General features: G+C 51.5%; 14 protein-coding genes. 13 read left to right on the top strand and 1 reads right to left on the bottom strand.

All coding sequences use genetic code 11. The features are described 5' to 3' along the window. Positions 1-39: 39 nt before the first annotated feature. The 12 genes from H8B09_RS15420 to H8B09_RS15365 all read left to right on the top strand — a co-directional run bounded on the left by H8B09_RS15420 (position 40) and on the right by H8B09_RS15365 (position 18,604). The gene (locus tag H8B09_RS15420; RefSeq protein WP_191204387.1) at positions 40-2,976 is read left to right on the top strand and encodes an extracellular solute-binding protein; all 2,937 of its coding nucleotides are present in this window, start codon (positions 40-42) and stop codon (positions 2,974-2,976) included. Between the two features lie 96 nt (positions 2,977-3,072). Beyond that, a complete protein-coding gene (locus tag H8B09_RS15415; protein WP_224753678.1) occupies positions 3,073-3,966 on the top strand; it encodes a carbohydrate ABC transporter permease in 894 nt (297 codons plus the stop codon). A gap of 4 nt (positions 3,967-3,970) precedes the next feature. Continuing rightward, positions 3,971-4,843 (top strand): carbohydrate ABC transporter permease, encoded by an 873-nt coding sequence (locus tag H8B09_RS15410; RefSeq protein WP_191204385.1) that lies wholly within the window; start codon positions 3,971-3,973, stop codon positions 4,841-4,843. 18 nt (positions 4,844-4,861) lie between these two features. Beyond that, positions 4,862-6,325 carry an NHL repeat-containing protein gene (locus tag H8B09_RS15405; RefSeq protein WP_191204384.1) on the top strand — a complete coding sequence of 488 codons (1,464 nt, stop codon included), beginning with the start codon at positions 4,862-4,864 and terminating at the stop codon, positions 6,323-6,325. After that, the gene (locus H8B09_RS15400; protein WP_191204383.1) at positions 6,315-6,935 is read left to right on the top strand and encodes a Yip1 family protein; all 621 of its coding nucleotides are present in this window, start codon (positions 6,315-6,317) and stop codon (positions 6,933-6,935) included. Before H8B09_RS15405 ends, H8B09_RS15400 begins: the two co-directional genes overlap by 11 nt. 21 nt (positions 6,936-6,956) lie before the next feature. After that, positions 6,957-9,533 carry a DUF5696 domain-containing protein gene (locus tag H8B09_RS15395; RefSeq protein ID WP_191204382.1) on the top strand — a complete coding sequence of 859 codons (2,577 nt, stop codon included), beginning with the start codon at positions 6,957-6,959 and terminating at the stop codon, positions 9,531-9,533. Next, a complete protein-coding gene (locus H8B09_RS15390) occupies positions 9,533-10,435 on the top strand; it encodes a carbohydrate ABC transporter permease (protein WP_191204574.1) in 903 nt (300 codons plus the stop codon). The genes H8B09_RS15395 and H8B09_RS15390 overlap by 1 nt, the downstream gene beginning before the upstream one ends. A gap of 29 nt (positions 10,436-10,464) precedes the next feature. Then, entirely contained in the window at positions 10,465-11,493 is a 1,029-nt protein-coding gene (locus H8B09_RS15385) for a carbohydrate ABC transporter permease (RefSeq protein ID WP_191204381.1), read from the top strand. Between the two features lie 38 nt (positions 11,494-11,531). Next, on the top strand, positions 11,532-13,799 hold the full coding sequence (locus tag H8B09_RS15380; RefSeq protein ID WP_191204380.1) for a DUF5060 domain-containing protein: 2,268 nt from the start codon (positions 11,532-11,534) through the stop codon (positions 13,797-13,799). A gap of 54 nt (positions 13,800-13,853) precedes the next feature. After that, on the top strand, positions 13,854-14,951 hold the full coding sequence (locus H8B09_RS15375; RefSeq protein ID WP_191204379.1) for an SGNH/GDSL hydrolase family protein: 1,098 nt from the start codon (positions 13,854-13,856) through the stop codon (positions 14,949-14,951). A 62-nt stretch (positions 14,952-15,013) separates the two neighbouring features. Beyond that, positions 15,014-17,452 carry a beta-mannosidase gene (locus H8B09_RS15370; protein ID WP_191204378.1) on the top strand — a complete coding sequence of 813 codons (2,439 nt, stop codon included), beginning with the start codon at positions 15,014-15,016 and terminating at the stop codon, positions 17,450-17,452. A 186-nt stretch (positions 17,453-17,638) separates the two neighbouring features. Next, positions 17,639-18,604, top strand: coding sequence for an aldolase catalytic domain-containing protein (locus H8B09_RS15365; protein ID WP_191204377.1), 966 nt, complete (start codon positions 17,639-17,641; stop codon positions 18,602-18,604). Between the two features lie 226 nt (positions 18,605-18,830). Here H8B09_RS15365 and H8B09_RS15360 read toward each other — a convergent pair whose 3' ends face one another. Further along, complete coding sequence (locus H8B09_RS15360) at positions 18,831-20,681, bottom strand: ABC transporter ATP-binding protein (RefSeq protein WP_191204376.1); 1,851 nt, start codon at positions 20,679-20,681, stop codon at positions 18,831-18,833. A gap of 574 nt (positions 20,682-21,255) precedes the next feature. On the opposite strand from H8B09_RS15360, the gene H8B09_RS15355 reads away from it, so the two are divergent. Beyond that, on the top strand, positions 21,256-23,001 hold the full coding sequence (locus H8B09_RS15355) for an ABC transporter ATP-binding protein (RefSeq protein ID WP_191204375.1): 1,746 nt from the start codon (positions 21,256-21,258) through the stop codon (positions 22,999-23,001). Positions 23,002-23,013: the final 12 nt, after the last annotated feature.

Genomic DNA, 23,013 nt, shown 5'->3' with positions numbered 1-23,013 from the left:
GTGATGGGGGTCTCAGTCATAATGGGGGGGCTGATCGGAATGGGCAAGGACATACGGCGGATTAGAAAATGGATGTTAAGCAGCGTTGCTGTTCTGTTGGCTGGATCTGTTGCCATGTCGGCAGCGGCCTTGCCAGCATCGGCCGAAGCGAATGGGGGGCAAACAGAGGTCGCAGAAACTGCTGACTCGCTTGATACGCTCGCTTCGTTCGATGATCGTCTGCCATATAACGAATACATAGACAGTTACTCGAATGATGCGTATCCGTCCACCCCAATTGTTATACCCGCTTCGTCGTACTCGAAGGCGGAAGGGATGACAGTGGAGAAGCGAGATAACTTTGAAGGGAAGGAAGGTTCCTCGATCGTTACAGCTGAAGAAGGAACGATTGAATGGACGTTCAATGTCCCAGAGACAGGTCAATATAACTTGTCTGTTAATTACTTTCCGATTGAAGGTAAAAGCTCCGCGATTCAGCGCTCGATTCTAATTGACGGTAAGCTTCCGTTCTATGAAGCAACTTATGTGAAATTCGATCGCACATGGGTCAATGAGTTGAAAGAGGTTCGACAGGATAATCAGGGCAACGATATCCGTCCAGAGCAGGTAGAGTCGCCAATCTGGCAGACAATGCTTGCGCAGGATATGGACGGCAGGTATGACGGGCCGTTTGCGTTCCATTTGACAGCGGGCAATCATACACTCTCCTTCGTCTCGCAGCGTGAGCCAATGGTATTACGAGAATTATCGTTCGTGCCGATCGAACAACCGAGAACGTATGCAGATGTCAAAGCTGAATATGAGAAGCAGGGCTACCGTGCAGCGGAAGGCCAGCTTATTGAAATACAAGGTGAAGCAGCATCCTACAAATCTTCGCCAACGCTGTATCCGGTAAGTGAACGAGCGAGTGCATCCGTTTCTCCGTACAGCGCGTCGAAGGTGAAGGTCAATACGATCGGCGGATACAATTGGCGTCTGCCGGGTCAGTGGATTTCCTGGGAAATAGACGTGCCAGAATCGGGACTTTATAAAATTGGCATGCGGACGCAGCAAAATTTTGTACGCGGCACTTATGCCGTGCGCCGCTTGTCCATCGATGGCAAGGTGCCATTCTCGGAGATGGAAGAGATTCCTTTCAAATATAAGAGTGGTTATCGAATGGATGTGCTTGGCGGGGATGAACCATATGAGTTTTATCTCACGAAAGGCAAGCATGAGCTCCGGTTGGAAGACCGCTTGGGCCAATTCGCCCCGCTTATTCGTGAAGTTGAATCCAGCCTGCTCAATCTGAACGCGATGTACCGCAAAATACTGATGATCACCAGCAGTTCGCCCGACCCGTTCCGCGACTATAAAGTAGAAGAGAAAATTCCGTCGCTGCTTGATGTGTTCAAGGACGAGAGCAAGCGCCTCTCTTCGATCGCGAAGCAGTTGAAAGAGATGTCGGGCGGACAGAGCGACGCGGAAGCGCTGCTCAAGACGATGGCGGATCAGCTTGACGATATGGTTGACCGACCGGACTACATTCCGAAGCAATTAACCTCATTCAAGACGAATGCAGGCGGTCTCGGCACTTGGATCCAACGGGCAAGAGAGATGCCGCTGGAGATTGATGCGATCTATGTTGCCTCGCCGGATGAGAAGCTTCCGAAGGGCGGTTCTTCTTGGTGGCGCAAGCTGCTGCATGAGCTGATGACCTTCTTGTACTCCTTCTTTATCGACTATAGCAAAATCGGCAGCGTAGCTGCTGCAGGAGCTGATCGTTCCATAACGGTATGGATCGGCAGCGGACGAGATCAAGCGCAGACGTTGAAGTCGATGATCGACGATAGCTTTACGCCGAAGTCAGGCATCAGCGTGAATGTGGAACTGGTCAATATGTCGACGCTTCTTCCTGCAACGTTAGCTGGGCAGGGACCGGATGTTGCGATGCAGGTGGGCAGCGACATTCCAGTTAACTATGCGATGCGCAATGCGGTGGAGGATCTAACGAAGTATGAAGGATTCGACGATGTCATGAAGCGATTCCGCGACAGTGCCATTACACCGTATCACTATGAAGGCGGCACCTATGCACTTCCGGAGACTCAAACGTTTAACATGCTGTTCTATCGTAAAGACGTGATGCAGGAGCTAGGGCTGAAAGTGCCGCAAACCTGGGATGATGTTTACAGCCTGCTGGCGGTATTGAATAAGAAGCATATGGATTTCGGCCTTCCGCTTACGCTGACACCGGCTTTTCCAGGCGAGAACATCCCGCCGAACTCCATCTATACGCTGCTGCTCTATCAGCACGGCGGACAATTCTATCGCAATGACAGCAAGCAGTCGGATCTCGATTCCAGAATCGGCATCGAGGCGTTCAAGCAATGGACCGAGTTCTACACCGACTATAAGCTTCCGAGAGAATTCGACTTCGCAAACCGGTTTCGTACAGGCGAGATGCCGATTGGTATAGCGGACTACACGATGTACAACACGCTGTCTGTATTTGCACCAGAGATTAATGGATTATGGCAGTTCGTCCCTGTTCCAGGTACGGTGCAGGAAGACGGATCGGTTGACCGCACAGTGCCGAGCGGCGGCAGCGGCGTTGTCATGATGCAGCAAGCGAAGGACAAAGAAGCAGCATGGGAGTTCATGAAATGGTGGACCAGCAGCGAGGCGCAAACGAAGTTCGGCCGTGAGATGGAAGGTCTGATGGGCGCTGCGGCGCGTTATCCGACGGCGAATATCGAAGCGCTCGATGAACTGCCTTGGCCGATTACCGACTACCGCAATCTGTCCGAGCAATTCACTACGGTGAAAGGCGTGCCAGAGGTTCCGGGCGGTTATTTCACAGGACGCCATCTGGTCAATGCGTTCTATCAGGTTGTGAATGGCAAGACAGAAGCGAGAGAGTCGCTCATGGATTACGTGCAGTACATTCAAGACGAGATCCGCACGAAGCGGACCGAATTCGGACTGCCGAATTAGAAGGAGGATGCCGGTATGACATCTTTGTCTAAAGTAGAGACGGGCTTGCAGACGGAAAGATCCTCTTCCGAGACGCAGCGCGTCAAACGGACGAAAATGGCAGAGCTCAGACGGCAAATGAAGACGAGCAAGCATTCGTACATTTTGCTCGCACCCTATATGCTGCTCTTCGGCTTGTTCACAGTACTCCCGGTCGTAATGTCGGTACTGATCAGCTTTACGTATTTCAACATGCTGGAGTTTCCGCGCTTTATCGGGTGGCAGAACTATACACGGCTGTTCCTGGATGATGACGTCTTCTTGATCACGATTAAGAACACGATGCTGTTCGCAGCCATTACAGGACCGCTGAGCTATATTGCCTGCTTCGTCTTTGCTTGGATTATTAACGAAATGTCGCCGAAGGTACGCGCGCTCATGACGCTTATCTTCTATGCGCCATCGATTTCGGGCAACATTTTCTTCATTTGGCAGATCATCTTCTCCGGTGACCGTTACGGCATTATGAACGGTCTGCTCATGAAGTTCGGTATCATCTATGAGCCAATTCAGTGGCTGAAGACCGAACACTATATCTTGCCGATTCTGATTCTCGTTCAGTTGTGGTTGTCGCTTGGCACCGGCTTTCTTGCCTTCATCGCCGGATTGCAAACGGTTGACAGGACACTGTACGAGGCCGCTGCAGTTGACGGCGTTCGCAACCGCTGGCAGGAGCTATGGTATGTTACGCTTCCGTCGATGCGTCCGCAGCTTATGTTTGGCGCCGTTATCCAGCTGACAACTTCATTCGCCGTAGCGGACGTCTCCATTTATTTGGCGGGTTTCCCGAGCGTTAACTATGCGGGTGAGACGATCGTTACTCACTTGATCGACTTCGGTACGATTCGATTCGAGATGGGGTACGCATCGGCAATCGCGACCGTCCTCTTCATGCTGATGGTCGGCACGAACTTGATTGTGCAAAAACTGCTGCGAAAGGTAGGTGAATGAACGGATGAATATGACGTTAAGACTGATGCCGCGGAAGAAGCGGGTAAACCGTTCATTCGCAGGAACCGTATCGCTCTTCGTACTGCTGGCAGGATTCGGCGCCTTCATGGTGCTGCCGCTCATCTATGCGATCAACAATGCATTCAAGCCGCTGGATGAAATATTCTTGTTCCCGCCGAGGTTGTTCGTTCGCAATCCGACGATGAGCAACTTTACCGATTTGATCAATTTGCTCGGCAACTCGTGGGTGCCGTTCACGCGCTACATTTTTAATACGGTATTCATTACAGGAATGGGCATCGTCGGGCACGTATTGCTTGCATCAGCAGCTGCGTATCCATTGGCGAAGCATCGCTTCCCAGGCAAAGGGATCATGTTCACGGTTGTCGTCTTGTCCCTTATGTTCACGCCGGCGGTTACGGCTATTCCGAACTATATGATCATGTCGTGGCTTGGAATGATCAATACGTACTGGGCGGTCATTGTGCCTGCGTTCGCATTCCCGCTCGGACTGTATCTAATGAAGCAATTTATTGAACAAATTCCAGATGCGCTGCTTGAGGCAGCGAAGATCGATGGGGCAAGCGAATATCGGATCTGGTGGTCCATCATTATGCCGAACGTCAAACCAGCTTGGCTCACGCTTGTTATTCTGCTGTTCCAGCTGCTGTGGGGCTCCGATGGCAATGGCTTTATCTATAGCGAACAGCTGAAGTCGCTGCACTATGCCTCGACCCAAATCGTTCAGGGCGGGATCGCCCGTGCAGGCGTAGGCGCTGCTGTAGCGCTCCTGCTGATGAGCGTGCCGATTACTTTGTTCATATTCTCGCAGAGCCGAATCATTGAGACGATGGCTACTTCAGGTATGAAAGACTAAAGAGCTGGAGGAATGTTCATGCGTTCAAGACGGATGCTGATCGTCCTTGCGGCGATCGTCATGCTCGTATCGGGCGCTGCGCCGGCTTATGCGGCGTCCGCCCCTTATGAGAGTTACAACTATAACTATTGGCGAGATGCGGTTCCTTCGCCTGAAGCCTATATGCCCTCTCGTTCGATCACAGGAGAAACGCTAGGCATCGGTAATTTCCTAGAGCCATCTGATATGTACGCGGCGGCTAATGGCAATGTTTATGTGCTGGACAGAGGCAACAATCGGATCGTCGTTATGGACAGCGGTTGGAAGCTTAAGAACGTCATTGCCGGATTCGATAACAACGGCAAGCAGGATGGTTTCAATAAGCCAGAGGGCATGTTTGTCGCAGACGACGGTACACTCTACATCGCAGACACGGAGAATAAACGTGTTGTCATCCTTCATTCGGATGGCCAGTTAGCTGGCATTGTCGAGAAACCAAAGTCAGACATTCTTGCGTCCAACTTCGAGTTTGTCCCGCTTAAGCTGACAGTCGATCGCGCGAAACGCGTCTATGTGGTTACTCGAGGCGTCTTTGAAGGAATTGTCCAATTCGACTCGGACGGAACCTTCATCGGATTCGTCGGCACGAACAAGGTGCAGCCGAACGCTGCCGACTACGCTTGGCGGCTGTACTCGACCAAAGCGCAGCGCGCGAAGATGGTGCTGTTCATCCCTACGGAGTTCTCGAACGTCGATATCGACAGCAAAGGCTTCGTATACGCGACAAACATTGACCCTGGTTCCGATACGCCTGTGAAGCGGATCAGCCCTTCAGGCGATGACGTGTTGAAGCGTTACGGATATTTCCCGGTCAAAGGCGATATTCGATATCGGCAGATGGGCAACGACGGGGGACCGTCACAGCTCGTTGATGTCAAGGTTCGCGAAGCTGGCATGTACAGCGTGTTGGATTCGTTTCGTTCCCGCATCTTCACCTATGACGAGGAAGGCAATCTGCTGTACGAATTCGGGGGTAAAGGCAACCAATTAGGTACATTCAAGCTTCCGGTTGCGATCGAGGCGATCGGAGAACGAGTGGCCGTATTGGATCAAGGACGCGGCAGGATCGTGGAATTCAATCCGACTGCATTCGGCAGCGCTGTCAATAAGGCGGTTGCGCTCCATAATGACGGGCAGGACCAAGCGGCGGTTGAAGTCTGGCAGCAGGTTCTAAAGCTGAACAGCAACTACGATATCGCGTATATCGGAATCGGCAAGTCGTACTTGATGGAGAAACGCAATAAGGAAGCGATGACGTACTTCAAGCTGGGACTGGATCGCAAGGACTATTCGGTCGCTTACAAACGGTACCGTCGTGAAGTAATCAAAGAACATTTTGGCCAGACAATGACCGTGATTCTAGTTATCGCGCTAGCGTCATGGGCTGCCTGGGTAGTTGTCCGTTATCGCAGAAGAAGGAGGTTGATCTCACATGAAGGTTGAGTGGCTTCGATTTCCGCTCCATGTCATCGTACGTCCTTTCGATGGCTTCTGGGATATGAAATACGAGAAGAAGGGCAAAGGGCTTGTCGCACTGCTCATCCTGGTCCTTCTTATCGTCGCGGTCATTATTCAGAAGCAATTTTCCGGCTTTCTCGTGAACTTTAACGATCCACGGTACTTGAACAGCATCGATGAGTTCAAATACATTCTGCTGCCTTTCATTCTATGGTGTCTAGGTAACTGGTCCGTCACGACGCTGCTCGACGGAGAAGGCAGATTGAAAGAAATAATGATCACGACGGCTTATGCACTGACGCCGCTTGTCCTTGTTTATTATCCGACGACGCTGGTGAGCAACTTCATCACGAATGAAGAGTCGTCTTTCTTCTATCTGCTTAATTCGTTTGCAGGACTGTGGTTCATATGGCTCCTGTTCGTTGGGATGATGACCGTCCATCAATATACAGCGACTAAGACGATCGTGACGATGCTGCTGACGATTGTGGTCATGGCCATTATCGTGTTCCTCGGCATGCTGGTGTTCAGTCTCATTCAGCAAATCATCGGGTTCATTTACAGCATCTACTACGAGCTAATATTCCGGAATTAGAAGGGGGCGGCACAGTCAGTTATGCGTAAAAAAACGATCTATTCACTGCTTGTCGTCCTCGTATTGATCGGGTTGTGCTGGGGAGGCTACAAGCTGCTTAACCGAGGAGCGCCTGTAACGGCGGCTATAGCGAATGTAGATGCTGCAGCGCCTGAGGCTGGTACCGCCTATACGCCATTGAAGGATTCGACGACGGGCGGCGTGCCTGGCATGTCGCTGGCCGCGCAGGATGACGAGCTGGGATTGTATTTCAATCCAGACAATGCGCAAATTGCAGTCAAGCAGTTGAAGAGCGGGCAAGTGTGGTACTCCAACCCGACTGGAGCGAATGAGGACAGCAAAGCTCAACCGTTCGAGAAAGGAACGATGAACTCCCAATTCATGCTGACGTTCCGCGATAAAGTCATGAACGAAGTAACGTTCGGCAGCTACGTGGACAGCGTTGAGAAGAAACAATATACGGTAGAGTCGATCAAGAACGGCGTTCGCGTTATTTATACAGTGGGAGACAGTTCCAAAGGGGTTGCTGCTCTTCCCAAGCGGATCAGTAAAGCCAGACTGAAGGAGAAGGTGCTCGACAAGCTGGATGAAGCGACGGCAGGGTATGTATCGAATCGTTACTATCCATCGAAATCGAATCCTGAAGTGTTGGAATTGCTGGAGGATCAAGTTAAGAAGGAACTCGTATTGAAGAAAATGGTCGATGGCTTCGCAAAGGCCGGCTATACGGAAGAGGACCTGGCTGCAGATAATGCCGACAACGGTGCAGATGGCGGCAGTGCAGGCAATGCGAAGGCGAAATTCGTCGTAACGCTCGAATATCGTCTGGAAGATGGCCGCTTATCGGTCCGAATTCCCGTTGGTTCCATTGAAGAAACGAACGGCTTCACTTTACGCACGATCGAACTGATGAATTTCTTCGGCGCGGCCGGCACATCGGAGCAGGGGTATATTCTCGTGCCTGACGGATCGGGGAGCCTGATTTATTTCAACAACGGCAAGATCAATGATGATCATTACTCGCAGGTTGTATATGGTCAGGATCATACGGACAATTCGACGCGACGGTCACAGGTGAGCGAGAGCGCCAGAATGCCGGTGTTCGGCATGAAATCGGGTGATGCCGCATGGTACGGCGTTATCGATAAGGGCGAGGCGCTTGCGAGCATTAACGCTGATATTTCCGGCAAGACGAATTCGTACAATCATGCTTTTGCAAGCTTCCAAGTAAGAGGCGAAGATAGTCTATTCATGTACTCCGGCGGCAAAGAGAGTGAAATTCCGATTCTGACCCAATCGTTGTATGCCGGTGACATTCAAGTATCCTATGGATTCCTGAATGGAGCGAATGCGAACTACGCAGGTATCGCTGCCGAATATCGCAGCACGTTGGCAGATGGAGCGGGCTTACAGCCGCTTGCTACAAGCGAGAATAAGCTGCCGTTCTATGTTGACGTTGTTGGTGCAACGACGAAGACCAAGTCGATATTAGGCGTTCCATATGAAGCGTTGAACGCTGTAACGACGTTCAAGCAGGCCGGCATTATGGCAGATGAAATGCAAGCGCAAGGAATCGACAATATCCGAATGCGCATGCTCGGATGGTCGGCGGGCGGTGTCTATCATGAGCCTTCAGCTGCGAAGCCGCTTGGCAAGTTGGGCGGAACGTCTGCCTTCAAGAAGCTTGCCGATAAGCTGAAGAACAGCGGAGGCGCTCTGTACCCGGATACGGCGCTCTTGCACGTCTACGAGGATACACTAGGCTTCGCGCCATCCTCGGACGCAGCTCGGTTTACGACACGGGAAGTTGCGATGCAGGCGCCGATTAATCGCGCATTGAATCGGATGGATGAAGACTTGGGCCTCTTCTACCTGTTGTCGCCATCGAAGCTTCCGGCGTTTATCGAACGTTTCTCGTCGCGTTATAACAAGCTGGGACTCACTACCTTGTCGCTGCGCGACTTGGGCGAGGAGCTAAACGGCGATTATCGCGCCAGTCGAGTCGTGAATCGCCAGACGGCTAAGTCAATCGCTGCAGATGGGTTTAGCTCCCTGCATTCGGAATATGCGGATTTAATGGTGGATGGCGGTAACAGCTACTCGCTGCCATATGCGTCTCATGTCATTGATGCTCCGATGTCATCCAGCGGCTTCAATATTACAGATGAGAGCGTACCATTCTATGAGCTTGTTCTGCATGGTTATGCGGATTATGCCGGAGAGCCAATCAATCAATCGACGGAGCAGGATCCATCTAAGCAGCTGCTCAAGCTGCTTGAATACGGCGCATCGCCAAGATTCGTATGGACCTATGAGTCGTCGACTGAATTCAAGTTCACGAAGTTCGATTATTGGTATGCGACGCAGTATACCGACTGGCTGGATCAAGCTTCTGACTTGTACCGAAAGGTAGATCAAGTGCTTGCGCCGCTGCGTTCCGTGCCGATGACGAATCATGAGAAGCTCCAGGAAGGCGTCTATCGGTCGACGTTCGGGAACGGCACGACGATTACGGTGAACTATAATGATACTGCTGTAACCGTAGACGGTGTCTCGATCGACTCTAATCAATATGTAATAGGTGGTGAAGGCGCATGATGAAGATGCCTCCAATGACGTTGAAGAGGCGAAGATCGCTTCTCGGATTTGCCTTCATATCGCCTTGGCTGATCGGATTTATTTTCTTATTCGCAATGCCGTTAATTCAATCGATCAAATTCAGCTTTACGAAGCTTGAGCTTGTACCTGGCGGATTCACGCTGAAGAGTGTCGGCTGGAGCAATTTCAATAACGCGCTTTTCGTTGATGCGAATTTCAATCGTCAGTTGACGGAATCCGTCATCAATATGCTCGTTAACGTTCCGCTTATTCTATTCTTCAGCTTGTTCTGCGCGACGCTGTTGAATCAGAAATTCAGAGGCCGCGGATTAGCCCGCGCCATGTTCTTCCTGCCGGTTATTCTGGCGTCCGGAGCTGTAGCGGCAGCGGAGGCGCAAGGACTTATTAATCTAATCGGCGATTCGACGACAGCGGAGCAAATGGAAGGCGCTTCGGCGATGTTCGATATGATGCCTCTCGTAGATACGCTGTTAGAAGGCGGAGCGCCGTTATGGGCAGTTGATTATCTGCTCAATGCCGTTGACCGGATCTACGAGATCATTACGGCGAGCGGCGTACAGATTTTGATTTTCCTAGCGGCGCTGCAGTCGATTCCTGGTTCCATGTATGAGGTTGCCAAGATCGAAGGAGCGACGGCCTACGAGACGTTCTGGAAAATTACGTTCCCGATGGTCAGTCCGCTCATCTTAACGAATGTCATCTATACCATTATCGATTCGTTCACGGACAGTACGGTGACGAGGACGATCGTCAAGACGGCGTTCACTTCGCAGAACTTCGGCTTGAGCGCGGCGATGTCATGGCTGTATACGCTTGTGGCGGCACTCTTGCTCTTCGTCGTTGGGTATCTCATTTCCAAAAAAGTATTCTATTACAATTAACGCGATCAGCTTCGAAGGAGGCGTGATTCATGCAGCTGGCTAAGCGAATTACTCAGCTCAAGGATGGGTTAAGTTCCGACACATTGCTGCACAGCAGTCAGGCCCATCGGGTTCGGACGAGGGCTGGGGAGCTGGTATGGTCGATATTCCGGTATGTGCTCATCATCGGAATTTCGTTCATTATCGTATATCCGCTCTTGTTGAAATTATCCGTGGCATTCAAGACGAGAGAAGATATTTTCGATCCGACCATCTTTATTGTTCCGAAGCACTTTACATTCAGCAATGTTGAAATCGCGGCTAAAGTATTGAAGTTCTTCCCGACGCTTGGGAACACGCTCATGTTTGTCGTTGCGATGATGATACTGACTACCGCTTCGTGTGCACTCGCGGGATACGGATTTGCTAGATTCTCGTTCCCAGGGCGAAATCTATTGTTCGGACTTGTTGTATTGACGATCCTTGTTCCGGCAGAGACGCTCATGGTACCGACTTATCTCCACTTTCGGAGCTTTGACTTTCTGAACATTGTGACGTTTATTACCGGTAAGGATGGCATTAACCTGATGAATTCGTATTGGCCGTCTACGATTCTGTCCGCGACGGCTAACGGGCTAAAGGCAGGGTTGTTTATTTATATTTTCCGTCAGTTCTTCCGCGGTATGCCGGCAGAGATCGAAGAGGCTGCACTGATCGATGGCGCGGGTGGCATTGAGACATTCTTCCGTATTATGCTGCCGAATGCAGTTCCGCCGCTTATTACGGTTATGTTGTTCTCCTTTGTCTGGCAGTATAACGATACGTTCTACAACTCGATGTTCATGAGCGACATGCATTTGATGCCGTCGCAGATTGCGGCTCTCCCAGGCAACGCGGGGGTATATATTTCGACCGTCATCTATGGTGGCGCAGACCCTAACGCGAAACCGGATCCTAACTACGTTGCAATGATCGTCGATACGGGATTGCTTATTGCGATTTCTCCGCTCATAATCATGTATTTGTTCGTACAGCGGTATTTCGTAGAGAGCGTCGAGCGTACAGGCGTCGTCGGCTAATCGATTGTTGCACACACGAAGGGGAGCGAGAGTTCGAGATGAAGCGTAATGTTTGGCGAACCGCCATTCCCGTTACCATCATAGCAGTCGTTGTCGTGATCGCTGCAGTGGCAATTTCATTGTCGCTGCGCGATCGGGACAAGGGCGAGAAAGAGAGTGCGACATTGCAGAAGACGATGGAGGAGAAAGCAGGCATTGTAGATGCTGTGCCGAATGCGGAGCAGGTTGGCCGATATGACAAATTCGAGCTTCTTGTTCGCCTAAGTGCGGTTTACAGCAATCCATATGACCCGGCTGAAGTAGATTTGAGCGCAACCTTCAAGTCGCCAACGGGTGTCGATTGGCCGATTAACGGCTTCTATGACGGAAGTGATTGGCTTATTCGTTTCTCGCCTAGCGAGATCGGCGACTGGAGTTATTCGATTAATTTACAAGATAGCAGCGGAACGTCTACGCTGGACGGAGGCAAATTCGCTGTAACGCAATCCGAGCATCACGGCTGGTTGGAAGTGTCCAAATCGAATAAACGGTTCCTTCAATACAACGACGGCACATCGTTCTACGGTGTTGGTGTAGCGTATCCGTGGGGAATTAATGAAACGATGCTGGATCATCTGGTCGACAGCGGCGTTAACTACATCACGTACTGGAACGGAAACTATGATAATTCGGGCAGCGGCGGCGGCAATGAGCAGTTGGAGTCGGTCGCTAGCGGCATTGGTCGATATGATATGGCCAAAGGAAAGCGCGTAGACGAGCTGATTGCAAGCTTTGAACAGCGCAATCTGATGATGAACTTCGTGGTATGGCCGCATGATTCGCTTGCTGATAAGATTAATTGGCCTGCGACATGGTCGAAGAACGCCTACTCAGTCCTTGGAGAATCGAAGGATTTCTATGCCAGCGATGCCGCATGGGCGTATCAGGAGAAGCTGTATCGTTATATGATCGCGCGTTGGGGCTACAGCCGCTCGCTGGCCGTATGGGATCTCGTTGTCGAGATGAACGGTACAGACGGCTGGCAGTTAGGCGATCAAGCGAAGGCGAATGAATGGCTGACTAAGATTCATGCTTATTTTGCAGCCAATGATCCGTATCATCGTCCGACAAGCGCGTCGATGGCAGGCAACAAAGAGGACTATTGGGATCACGCGTACCAGACGGTGGATGTATCCGATCGGGAGAATTATTACGATATTGGGTACGAAGCATTCGCAGAAGATATTCAGAAGCGCTGGGCTTCTTATGAGAAGCCGCTCATCATTGGGGAAACAGGCAATGTGGCAGATGTGAATGCCTATCACAATGCAATCTGGGTAGCGCTTGCGAACGGCCTTGCTTCATCGCCGGTATGGTGGGATATCGAGAAAGTTGATGAGCCGATGTTCGGGCAGATGAAGGTGTTATCGCGATTCGTTGCTCCGATCGACTTCAATGAGCAGCGGAAGCCGGTGAAAGCAATTGCGCCAAGCGTTGAGGTGCCGCTGCCTTCGACTATCGCATTGATTGGCCAAGAGGGAGACATGAGTACTTGGTCCGTACCGGACTGGGCGCCTGCGAATAAGGATGCGCAAGGCTCCGTATTTGCGGCAGAAGCATCGGGCAATGGAGACGACATGGTCGTAAGCATGCCGATGCGGTTCGCAACAAACGAGTTTTCGCAAGGGTATTATGACAATTCCGGCGGGTTGTCGGATTGGAGAGGTTACGATACCTTTACATTCGAGGTGAAGGCGGACGGAGCAGGCGCGGACGGCCTGTTGGCGAAGGCTGTGCTGCATCCACTCGGAAGCTGGACGGAAGCGGACGACACGCAGTCGGTACAATTGAAATCCGGCGAGTGGACGATGATTACCGTGCCGCTGATAGATGTACCTGAGCATTATTGGCGGGAAGCAACGATTCCAGAGGAAGCGCTGGATACGATAACGCGCTGGGGCGTGAAAGTGTATGCGGGACAAACGCCGAAGGAAGCTGACCCGGTCACGATCAGTGTACGCCATCCGATGCTGAATGCGAAGAAGCCGCTTACTGTTATGAAACCGGATAGCAGTGCATGGCTCATGGTAGGCAATCAGTTGTCTTATGGCTGGCAGATTGCAACGGAAGGCAGCGTCGGCGGCCATTCGATCACGATCCCGGCATGGGGCTCGCAAGCTGCTAAGGTAGACTGGATCGATGCATGGACGGGAGAAGGGCTGAAGGAAGAGCAGGTGCAGCCGGATGCTTCAGGCAACTTGCCGCTAACGGCGCCAGCTACTGAGCGAAGCGATATTGCTTTCCGGATATCCATGATCACGAAGTAACACAGGAAGCATATTCGTGCTGATTGGACTCACTTTAAATCGGAGGTGACGGGTATGGAGCTTCAAATATGGAATCAAAGAGGCAGTCTGACCAATATGAAGCGTGCGATTGAAGAAGGCGAATTGACGCTTGGTTTCATCGGCGGCTCGATTACGGATGCCCGTCCAAGACATAATTGGCCAGAGCCTGTTATTGCATGGTTCGTCGACACGTATCCGAATGTTCGGATTGTCGTCGAGAATGCGGCGATTGGTGCGACAGGCAGTGACTTGGCGGTATTTCGCGCGAAGCGGGATTTGATTGACCGCGGCTGTAACCTTGTATTCGTTGATTACGCCGTGAACGATAATGAGGTTCCTACGGAGCGGAGAATGCGGACCCGTGAGGGGCTGCTTCGCAAACTGCTGGAAGATGGAACGCGCGATGTCGTGCTTGTTCATACCTTCTCGCAGGATATGTGCGAGCCGATGATGGCTGGCGAGCAGCCGCCTTCGGTTGCCGAACTGGAGGTGCTGGCTGAACATTATGGCATCGGTTCAGTGTGGATGGGGCTCTATGCGATGCGTCAAGTGCAGCGCGGGCTTATGCGCTGGGAAGAATGGCTGCCTGACAATCTGCATCCGACAAGTCGGGGAAGCTTGGCTTACGGCGAGAGCGTGATTCACTACTTGAAGCAGGAGCTGGCGCCGGATAAGGCATCAGTTGAACTGCGGGAGGATCGGCAATTAGCAGAGCCGATGAATCCGCTGCATTGGGGGGATGCTGTTACTTTGCCTCTTACCGAGGTGCAGACATCGGGGCCGTGGACCATTCGGCGCTGGCCTTACTACGAGTGGGTAGATCGTGTGCTTGATACGGCAGCGCCAGGAGCGCGTCTGACGATACCGTTTGTCGGCCGGGGCATCGCGCTTGGCGTTGATTTCGGCAAAGCAACAGCCGAAATTCGGTACCGTCTCGATGGCGGTGACTGGCGTAACTACGAGCTGGACCGTCCAGATTGGAATGGTAATGATGGCTGGCTGCGACTGCTCACGATCAGTGATGAGCTTGAGGCAGGCGCTCATCAACTCGAGTTAGAGACGTTCTTAGGCAATACTGCAAATAACAAGGGGACGAATCTGCGCCTTGCGATTATAGGTATCATTGCTTAATGATATAGGCATGAATCGATTCGATAAATAGAGAAGCTTATATAATGAGGGTGAGGATGGACATGGAGACAATAGCACTTAACGGTGAGTGGCGGCTCGGCAATGAACGAACAGGAGAGCAGTACACTGCCCAAGTTCCCGGATTTGTGCAGAAAGATTTGATGAATGCCGGATTGCTTCCGAATGAGCGACAGACGTTGTTCGAGCCGGTGGTGGAATGGGTAGAGCATGATGATTGGACATATAGCCGAACATTCGAGTTGTCCGCCAATCAGCTTGGTGCAGATGGATTGGTACTTGTCATGGAAGGTGTCGATACATACGCTGAGGTGGTCCTCAACGGTCAGATCATCGGACGGACGGACAATATGTTCATTGCCCATCGGTTTGATATTAGCGGCGCTGCGCAATTGCACAATGAGCTCATTGTACGGTTGTCATCCCCTACGCGGTATTTGCAAGAGAAGGAGCGCCAGTTCGGCGAACCGCTGCTGCAGTGGAATGGTATCCCTGCTCGCTTGTTCGGGCGGAAGGCGCAGTATGGCTATGGCTGGGATTGGGGTCCTCGCCTTGTGACGGTTGGTATTCATAAACCGATCTATATTGAAGTGCAGGAGCGCTGCAATGCGGATAACCTAACGTATAACATAACGTACCTTAGCGATGAACGAGCGATTCTGAACGTAACCGTTGCTGCCTCGGCAGTTGGCGTGAACAGCCGCGAAGCGAATATTCTCTGTCAATTGTACGATGGCGATGTACTGGCAGCCGAAACAGTGGAGCCTTCGGTACAGCTGTCGCAGGATGGCACGGAGACGACGTTGACGCTCATTATTCACAGACCCAAACGCTGGTTCCCGATTGGATACGGCGATCAGACCATGTATACGCTGATGGCAGCGGTAACGGCTGATTGCAAGACGTCGGCATTGTCGCGTCAGATCGGTCTGCGCGAAGTAACGCTCAAGCAGCCGTACGACAAACAAGGCCGTAAGTTTATTATTGAAGTAAACGGCATTCCAATGCTGTGCAAAGGTGTGAACTGGATTCCGCTGACGCTGTATCCGGGACTGGATACAAAGGAAGACTACGCTGCTGAGATTGACGGGATCGTGGAAGCGAACATGAACATGATCCGAATCTGGGGCGGGGGGTATTACGAGAATCCGGATTTCTATGCAGAGTGTGACCGCCGAGGCGTGATGGTATGGCAGGACTTCATGTTTGCATGCGGCGACTATCCGGATGACGATGCTTTCTGTGAGCTTGTCCGCAAAGAAGCGCGTTATGTCATCGATACGTATAACCAGCATCCGAGCATCGTCCTCTGGTGCGGCAATAACGAGAATCAGCATTTCGTCGAGAACAGCCGCAAGAAACGGCAGAACGGCTACGGCGAGAAGCTGTACTTCGAAGTGCTGGCTGACGAATGCGCCCGGGATACGATGCGTCCGTATTGGCCGACGAGCCCGTTCTCGTATTCGGTCGATGAAGGCCATAATGATAATGACTACGGCGATCAGCATTACTGGCAGGTATGGGGCCATGTCTCCCCGTATGAGAACTATCAGACCATTAACGGTCGGTTCCTGTCCGAATTCGGCATGCAGTCCTATCCTTCCGTTCGTGTCATTGATCAAGTGGATCGGGAGGCTGATCTGCGGCATGCGAAGTTCCAAGCGATGCAGAAAGCGCCGAACGGCACGCAGCGACTGCTCTATTACACGGTTGGCGATTATCGTCTGCCTGCGAACAAGCGTGACTTCATATACGTTAATCAGCTTATGCAGGCGAACGCGCTTCGTATTGGCGTCGAGCATTGGATTTCCCGTATGCCTGACACGTCTGGCGCGCTGATCTGGCAATGGAGCGATCTATGGCCTTCGATCAGCTGGTCGATCGTCGATTACGAGAAGGTGAAGAAACCTTCTTACTATTACATGAAGCGCACGTTCCAGACGCCGAATGCGCTGCTGCGCGTAGTTCAAGGCGAGGAGCAAGCAGGCCTATTCCTCATCCATGAGCGGGGCGATTTCCAAGGGGAAATCGAAGTTTCGTTCTATGACATCATTGATGAGCAAGTTGTCCGTACAGATAAGCTAGCGGCTAACGGCGCGGGGTATCGTTCCACTCGTATCGGTACAGTGCAGCTTGGCGGGCATGATCCTGCACGGACGGTCGTGTTCGTGAGGCTGCTGCAGGAAGGTCAGGTGCTTGCTGACAACTCCTATCTGATCGGCAAGCCGTATCAGCTGGAGCTTAAGCCTGCCAGCCTGCGATTGGAGCAGCATGAGGAGGATGGCGTGCTCATCGTGACGATTACGAGCGATGTATTCGCCAAAGACGTCTGTCTGCCGAACCTATCAGCGAAGCTGTCGGACAATTATTTTGACTTGCGCGCGGGCGAATCGAGAACGATTCGGATCGAAGGTTTGCAGGCGGATGAGCTGCTTGTGCCAACCTGCCTGAATGAAGCGGTACAAACAGCGGAATATATATAATTGCGTTAGAAGCGAAGCGGCTATGCAGGCTTGGAAGCTTGCATAGCCGTTTTCCCATGTCCGATATCTGCGGTTCGGTGTTGTCGGAAAGCGCGGCAGAAGTCGATTTATGTTTTGCGTTCGAGGGGTATTTCAAGTATGATGGAAAAAAAGAACTAATGCTAAGCGATAAGGAGCATCAAACGTATGAGTGCAAAGAATAACAACTGCAAAATCGTCGACTGCACGATCCGCGACGGCGGACTTGTAAACAACTGGGATTTCAGCGTTGAGTTCGTTCAACATCTGTACAACAGCTTGAACGAAGCTGGTGTCGATTATATGGAGATTGGTTATAAAAACTCGCCGAAGCTGCTCAAAGGCGCAGATTCTGCAGGTCCTTGGCGCTTCCTGGACGATGACTTCCTCCGCAAAGTCATCCCGAACAAAGGCAATACGAAACTGTCGGCGCTCGTCGATATCGGCCGCGTTGATGAGAATGATATCCTGCCGCGCAGCGAGAGCATGCTCGACCTGATCCGCGTTGCTTGCTACATCCAAGATGTGGACAAAGCGCTTGATCTTGTCAATATTTTCCATGATCGCGGCTACGAGACGACGCTTAACATTATGGCGCTCTCGAACGTTATGGACAATCAGCTTATCGAAGCATTCCAACTGATTCGCGAGAGCGTTGTTGACGTTGTCTACATCGTTGACTCGTACGGCAGCCTGAAGCCGAACGATTACGTATATCTCGTGAACAAGTTCAAAGAGCACCTGCCGAACAAACGTCTCGGCGCTCATACGCATAACAATATGCAGCTTGCGTTCGCTAACACGATCATCGCAGCAGAGAATGGCGTAGAACTTCTGGACGCTTCCGTATATGGCATGGGCCGCGCAGCAGGTAACTGCAATACGGAACTGCTCGTTGCACATCTGCCGCACGCGAAGTACAACGTTCGCCCTGTGCTGGACATGATCGAGAAATACATGATTCCGCTTCGCGAGAAAGAAGAGTGGGGCTACATCATGGAATACATGGTTACGGGTATGCTGGACGAGCATCCACGCTCGGGTATGGCGCAACGTGACAATGTGGAGATGCGCGACCGCGTCGTTGAGTTCTACGACCGTCTGACGACTCCAGAAATCGCACATAAGAACTAATGATCAATAGTGGTTGAGCCAATAGGGCTCAACCACTTTTTGTGTATGTGCATGGCTTGAGGGAGCAACAGGCGGGGGCTGGCTGGCATTAGTAACGAACTGTACAGGCTTTGTTTGTCTAATTAGGGCTTATGTTTGATCTAACGAACCCAAATAGCGTTATTGGGCTCAATTGACGCTGATTCGAGGTTCAGATGTCGAATGTACAGCTCTTAATCGATCGATGCTAAACTGCTGCTGTCTCAGAATCGTACCATTTGGACTGAATCTGATACATTTGCTCATATTCGCCTCCGAGGCGCAGCAATTGCTCATGCGTCCCTTGCTCCACGATACGTCCATGCTTCATGACGATGATGAGATCGACCGCCTTGCAAATGCCGAGTCGATGCGAGATGAGCAGCGTTGTCTTTCCTTCGGCAATCTGAAGGAAATTTTCGAATATGGCGGCTTCGGTCATCGGATCCATCGAAGCGGTAGGCTCGTCCAACACGACCAGTTCTGCGTCGCGGAAGTAGGCACGGCTGATCGCGATTTTCTGCCATTGACCTTGCGATAGCTCGCGGCCGCCATCAAACATAGGACCAAGCATCGTGTCGAACTGCATCGGCAGCGATTCGATAATTTCGTCTGCGCCTGATTTGGAGGCGGCAACCTCCAGCCAGCTGTTGTCGCTTAGACGGTCAAGCGCGCCGAAGCCGATATTGTCCCGCACCGTGGATTGAAATCGGACGAAATCCTGGAAGACGGCGGTTACCCGTTTCCTAAGCTCAGCAGGATCCAAGTCGAGGATATTGACGCCGTCGTATTCAACGGAACCTTCGGATGCTGAGTATAGGCCAAGAATACATTTGGCAAGCGTGGACTTGCCTGCGCCGTTGTCTCCGACAATGGCGATTTTGCAGCCCGGCGGAATATGCAGATTGACTTGATGAAGCGTTGGAAAAGGCTGATTCGGATATTGGAACGATAAATCGCGAATATCGATTCCTTGGCGCAGCGGCTTTGCTAGAGGCAAAGCATGGGCTGATTGCTGTGAATGTTCTTCAGGCGTATCCAAGAATGTGAACAACTCTTGTGCGTAAAGCACATTCTGATACATGAACGAGAGATTGTTAGAAATGCTCATTAGCTGGCTGTTCACTGAATTGAACGCTTCCGTCAGCGCAACGTATTGGCCGATCGACAGGCGCCCCTTTGTCCCGAGCCATGCAAGCCCGATGATAAGCGATGAGCTGACTATGTTATTGAACGAATCAACGCCCCAGTTCATTGCGATGCCCTTCCGTTCAAGCTTCAGCTTCTGCTTCGCATTAAGCATGAATGAAGTGCGCCATTGGTCAATGAGATGGGAAGAAAGTCCGAACAGGCGGATTTCCTTGGCCGCCTCGCGGCCAATCAACAGGTTATAGAGATAGCTGACACGGCGTGCAATAGCGGTCTGGTTAATCATCTGCATGAAGCGTTGCTCGCCAATGCGCATATTCACGACAAGAGACGGGATAACGAAGATAAGAAGTCCAACTGCAAGCAGCCAATGGAAGCTGACAACAATCGTGAAGTAGCCGATAACCGTAATGGAGCTCTGGATGATCATGAAGGAGTTGTCGAACAAGATGAGGCTGTGCTGGCTGCCCATGGCGCGGTGGAACGAGTCGAAATAATCGGATCGGTCAAAATAAACGAGCGGCAGCCGCGTCGACTTCTCGGCCATTTTCTCTTCGATATAGGCTTGGATGCGTAATTTAAGCGCTGCCATTATCATTTGTTCAAGCGAGCGTATCGCTGCTGAAGCAATGGATAACCCGGTCTGCATGCCAAGGATGATGAGGACGGTGTTGAGCTCCGCTCCTGCTGTAATTACTTCTGTAACGGCATTGACGAGATGGGTTACCAGATACATGTTAACTAGCGGAATAAGCGCAAGCATAAGCCGGCACACAGCAGTGCCAAGAAGTCCCCACCGTGCTTGCTGCCAGGTTAATGCATAGATTCGCAGCAGAATAGACACCAGCTGAGTTGTCCGCTTCCATTGCTCGCGGCGGCTGGGCTTTGGACTAGACATCGGAATCGACATAAAATCCCCCTTTAGAGGTCGGTTTGAATATCAACCTGTAGTGCTTCGAATGGATAATGACTAGCGTACATATGTTAGATAAGCGAAGGAGTAGGTAAGAATGGATTGAAGATCGTTAAGAGGAATCGTTAGGTGTTATATTAAGTAGTATAATGATTTTGTTAATCATTGACAACGATCTAAATCGAACGGATATGTAAGAACGTTATTTTCTTGCTAAATTAGGTTGAAAACGGTTGACACCTCGTTCTTAGCCATGGTACATTGACGAATAGATTTTACCAAACGAAAGGAGGATTACGACCCATGAATAACATGACTAACAACCATGCTCAACACCATAACAATCATGACCGTAATCCATCCGCTTAACACGACAATTGTTCGTATAAGGCGCATGGTTACGATCACGTAATCACGCGCCTTTTTTGCAGGCTTCGCTCAGAACGTATGTTCTGGGCGAGGCTGGAGAGGCGTATCGCACAGAAGACTGCGATGCGCCTTTCTTGTCTTTGAAAGGTTGCAGCGGATGGGCGCGTAGGATCTCTTGCAAGGAAAGGATGAACAGCGGTATATGTTCTCAGTATTACGCAAGTTAAGCTGGTTTTTTAAACAATATTGGAGGCGATATACAGTAGCGATCGTGCTGCTCATTATCGTCGGTATTCTTGAAGTTATCCCGCCTAAGGTGCTTGGTTATGCCATTGACGGCATTACGCAGGGGCGGCTGGGAGACTCGACGTTTTATTGGATTATCGGAGGATGGATCGGTCTAACGGCGATCTGCTATGTCATCACGTACATATGGATGTACCAGCTGTTTGGCGGAGCGATCGTATTGGAGAGGCTGCTTCGCTCTCGGCTGATGCGGCATTTTCTGCGGATGACGCCAACGTTCTATGAGCGCAACCGCACAGGCGACTTGATGGCTCGTGCTACGAACGATCTTGGCGCCATCTCCACGACAGCCGGATTCGGTATTCTAACGCTGATCGATTCGACGGTGTTCATGCTGACCATTCTGTTCATGATGGTCGTGCTCATCAGCTGGAAGCTGACACTCGCGGCGCTGCTGCCGCTGCCGCTGCTGGCTCTGGCGTTGAAGTACTTCGGCGGCCGCATTCATGACCGGTTCATGAAGGCGCAGGATGCGTTCGGCGAGTTGAACGACCAGGTGCTCGAGTCGGTGGCAGGTGTACGTGTCGTTCGCGCCTATGTACAGGAGGAAGCGGATCGTGCGCGCTTCCAAGCGAAGACAGAGGAAGTGCTCGGACGCAACATTGAAGTATCTCGTATTGATGCTCTATTCGAACCAACGAATAAAATCCTAATCGGCCTTAGTTATCTGATTGGCCTGTGTTATGGCGCTTATCTCGTATTCCATAGTGAAATTACACTCGGCGAGCTCGTATCGTTCAACTTCTTCCTCGGCATGCTGATCTGGCCGATGTTCGCAATTGGCGAGCTCATTAACGTCATGCAGCGCGGCAACGCCTCGCTTGACCGTGTAACGGAGACGTTGAACTATAAGCCGGACGTTACGGATGGCACGGATCTAGACACATTGGAGACCCCGGAATCGATTGCATTCCGCGAAGTTACTTTCCGTTATCCGTCTTCGGCCGTGAACAATTTGGAGGACGTGTCCTTCATGCTTGAGCAAGGTCAGACGCTAGGTATCGTTGGGCGGACTGGCAGCGGCAAGACGACATTGCTTCGCCAACTTCTGCGTGAATACCCGCTAGGCGAAGGTGCGATTGAGATTGCAGGCACGCCGATGGAGCGGATTGCAGTCGATCAAATGTTAGGTTGGGTCGGCTACGTGCCGCAGCAGCCAATCTTGTTCTCTCGTACGATTCGCGAGAATATTCTGTTCGGCGCAGAGGAAGCGACAGAGGAAGATCTGCAGCGTGCGCTTGAACGTGCGTCGTTTGCCAAGGACATTATGTTCCTTCCTAGCGGCCTTGAGACGCTTGTCGGGGAGAAGGGCGTAGCATTGTCCGGCGGTCAGAAGCAGCGGGTCAGCATTGCGCGTGCGCTTATTGCGAATCCACCGATTCTGATGCTCGACGATGCATTGTCTGCGGTTGATGCGCGGACGGAAGCTGAAATAATCGAAGGCATCCGTACCGAGCGAGCGGGCAAGACGACGATCATTACGACACACCGATTGTCGGCTGTGCAGCATGCGGATTGGATTATTGTGTTGGACAATGGCCGCATTACGGAAGCGGGCAAGCATGAAGAGCTGCTCGAGCTAAACGGCTGGTACAAGGAGCAATATGAACGTCAGCAGCTGGAAGCGCTGGCGGAAGCGTAAGCTTTTGTCATC

Source organism: Paenibacillus terricola (genome assembly GCF_014779765.1).
Taxonomy (GTDB): domain Bacteria; phylum Bacillota; class Bacilli; order Paenibacillales; family Paenibacillaceae; genus Paenibacillus_T; species Paenibacillus_T terricola.
This window is presented reverse-complemented; position numbering and strand designations above follow the sequence as displayed.

What these genes read in the sequence shown, in the direction of transcription:
- H8B09_RS15420 (WP_191204387.1), top strand. Translation starts at nt 40, where the DNA reads ATGGGCAAGGACATACGGCGGATTAGAAAATGGATGTTAAGCAGCGTT.
- H8B09_RS15415 (WP_224753678.1), top strand. Translation starts at nt 3,073, where the DNA reads ATGGCAGAGCTCAGACGGCAAATGAAGACGAGCAAGCATTCGTACATT.
- H8B09_RS15410 (WP_191204385.1), top strand. Translation starts at nt 3,971, where the DNA reads ATGAATATGACGTTAAGACTGATGCCGCGGAAGAAGCGGGTAAACCGT.
- H8B09_RS15405 (WP_191204384.1), top strand. Translation starts at nt 4,862, where the DNA reads ATGCGTTCAAGACGGATGCTGATCGTCCTTGCGGCGATCGTCATGCTC.
- H8B09_RS15400 (WP_191204383.1), top strand. Translation starts at nt 6,315, where the DNA reads ATGAAGGTTGAGTGGCTTCGATTTCCGCTCCATGTCATCGTACGTCCT.
- H8B09_RS15395 (WP_191204382.1), top strand. Translation starts at nt 6,957, where the DNA reads ATGCGTAAAAAAACGATCTATTCACTGCTTGTCGTCCTCGTATTGATC.
- H8B09_RS15390 (WP_191204574.1), top strand. Translation starts at nt 9,533, where the DNA reads ATGAAGATGCCTCCAATGACGTTGAAGAGGCGAAGATCGCTTCTCGGA.
- H8B09_RS15385 (WP_191204381.1), top strand. Translation starts at nt 10,465, where the DNA reads ATGCAGCTGGCTAAGCGAATTACTCAGCTCAAGGATGGGTTAAGTTCC.
- H8B09_RS15380 (WP_191204380.1), top strand. Translation starts at nt 11,532, where the DNA reads ATGAAGCGTAATGTTTGGCGAACCGCCATTCCCGTTACCATCATAGCA.
- H8B09_RS15375 (WP_191204379.1), top strand. Translation starts at nt 13,854, where the DNA reads ATGGAGCTTCAAATATGGAATCAAAGAGGCAGTCTGACCAATATGAAG.
- H8B09_RS15370 (WP_191204378.1), top strand. Translation starts at nt 15,014, where the DNA reads ATGGAGACAATAGCACTTAACGGTGAGTGGCGGCTCGGCAATGAACGA.
- H8B09_RS15365 (WP_191204377.1), top strand. Translation starts at nt 17,639, where the DNA reads ATGAGTGCAAAGAATAACAACTGCAAAATCGTCGACTGCACGATCCGC.
- H8B09_RS15360 (WP_191204376.1), bottom strand. Translation starts at nt 20,681, where the DNA reads ATGTCGATTCCGATGTCTAGTCCAAAGCCCAGCCGCCGCGAGCAATGG.
- H8B09_RS15355 (WP_191204375.1), top strand. Translation starts at nt 21,256, where the DNA reads ATGTTCTCAGTATTACGCAAGTTAAGCTGGTTTTTTAAACAATATTGG.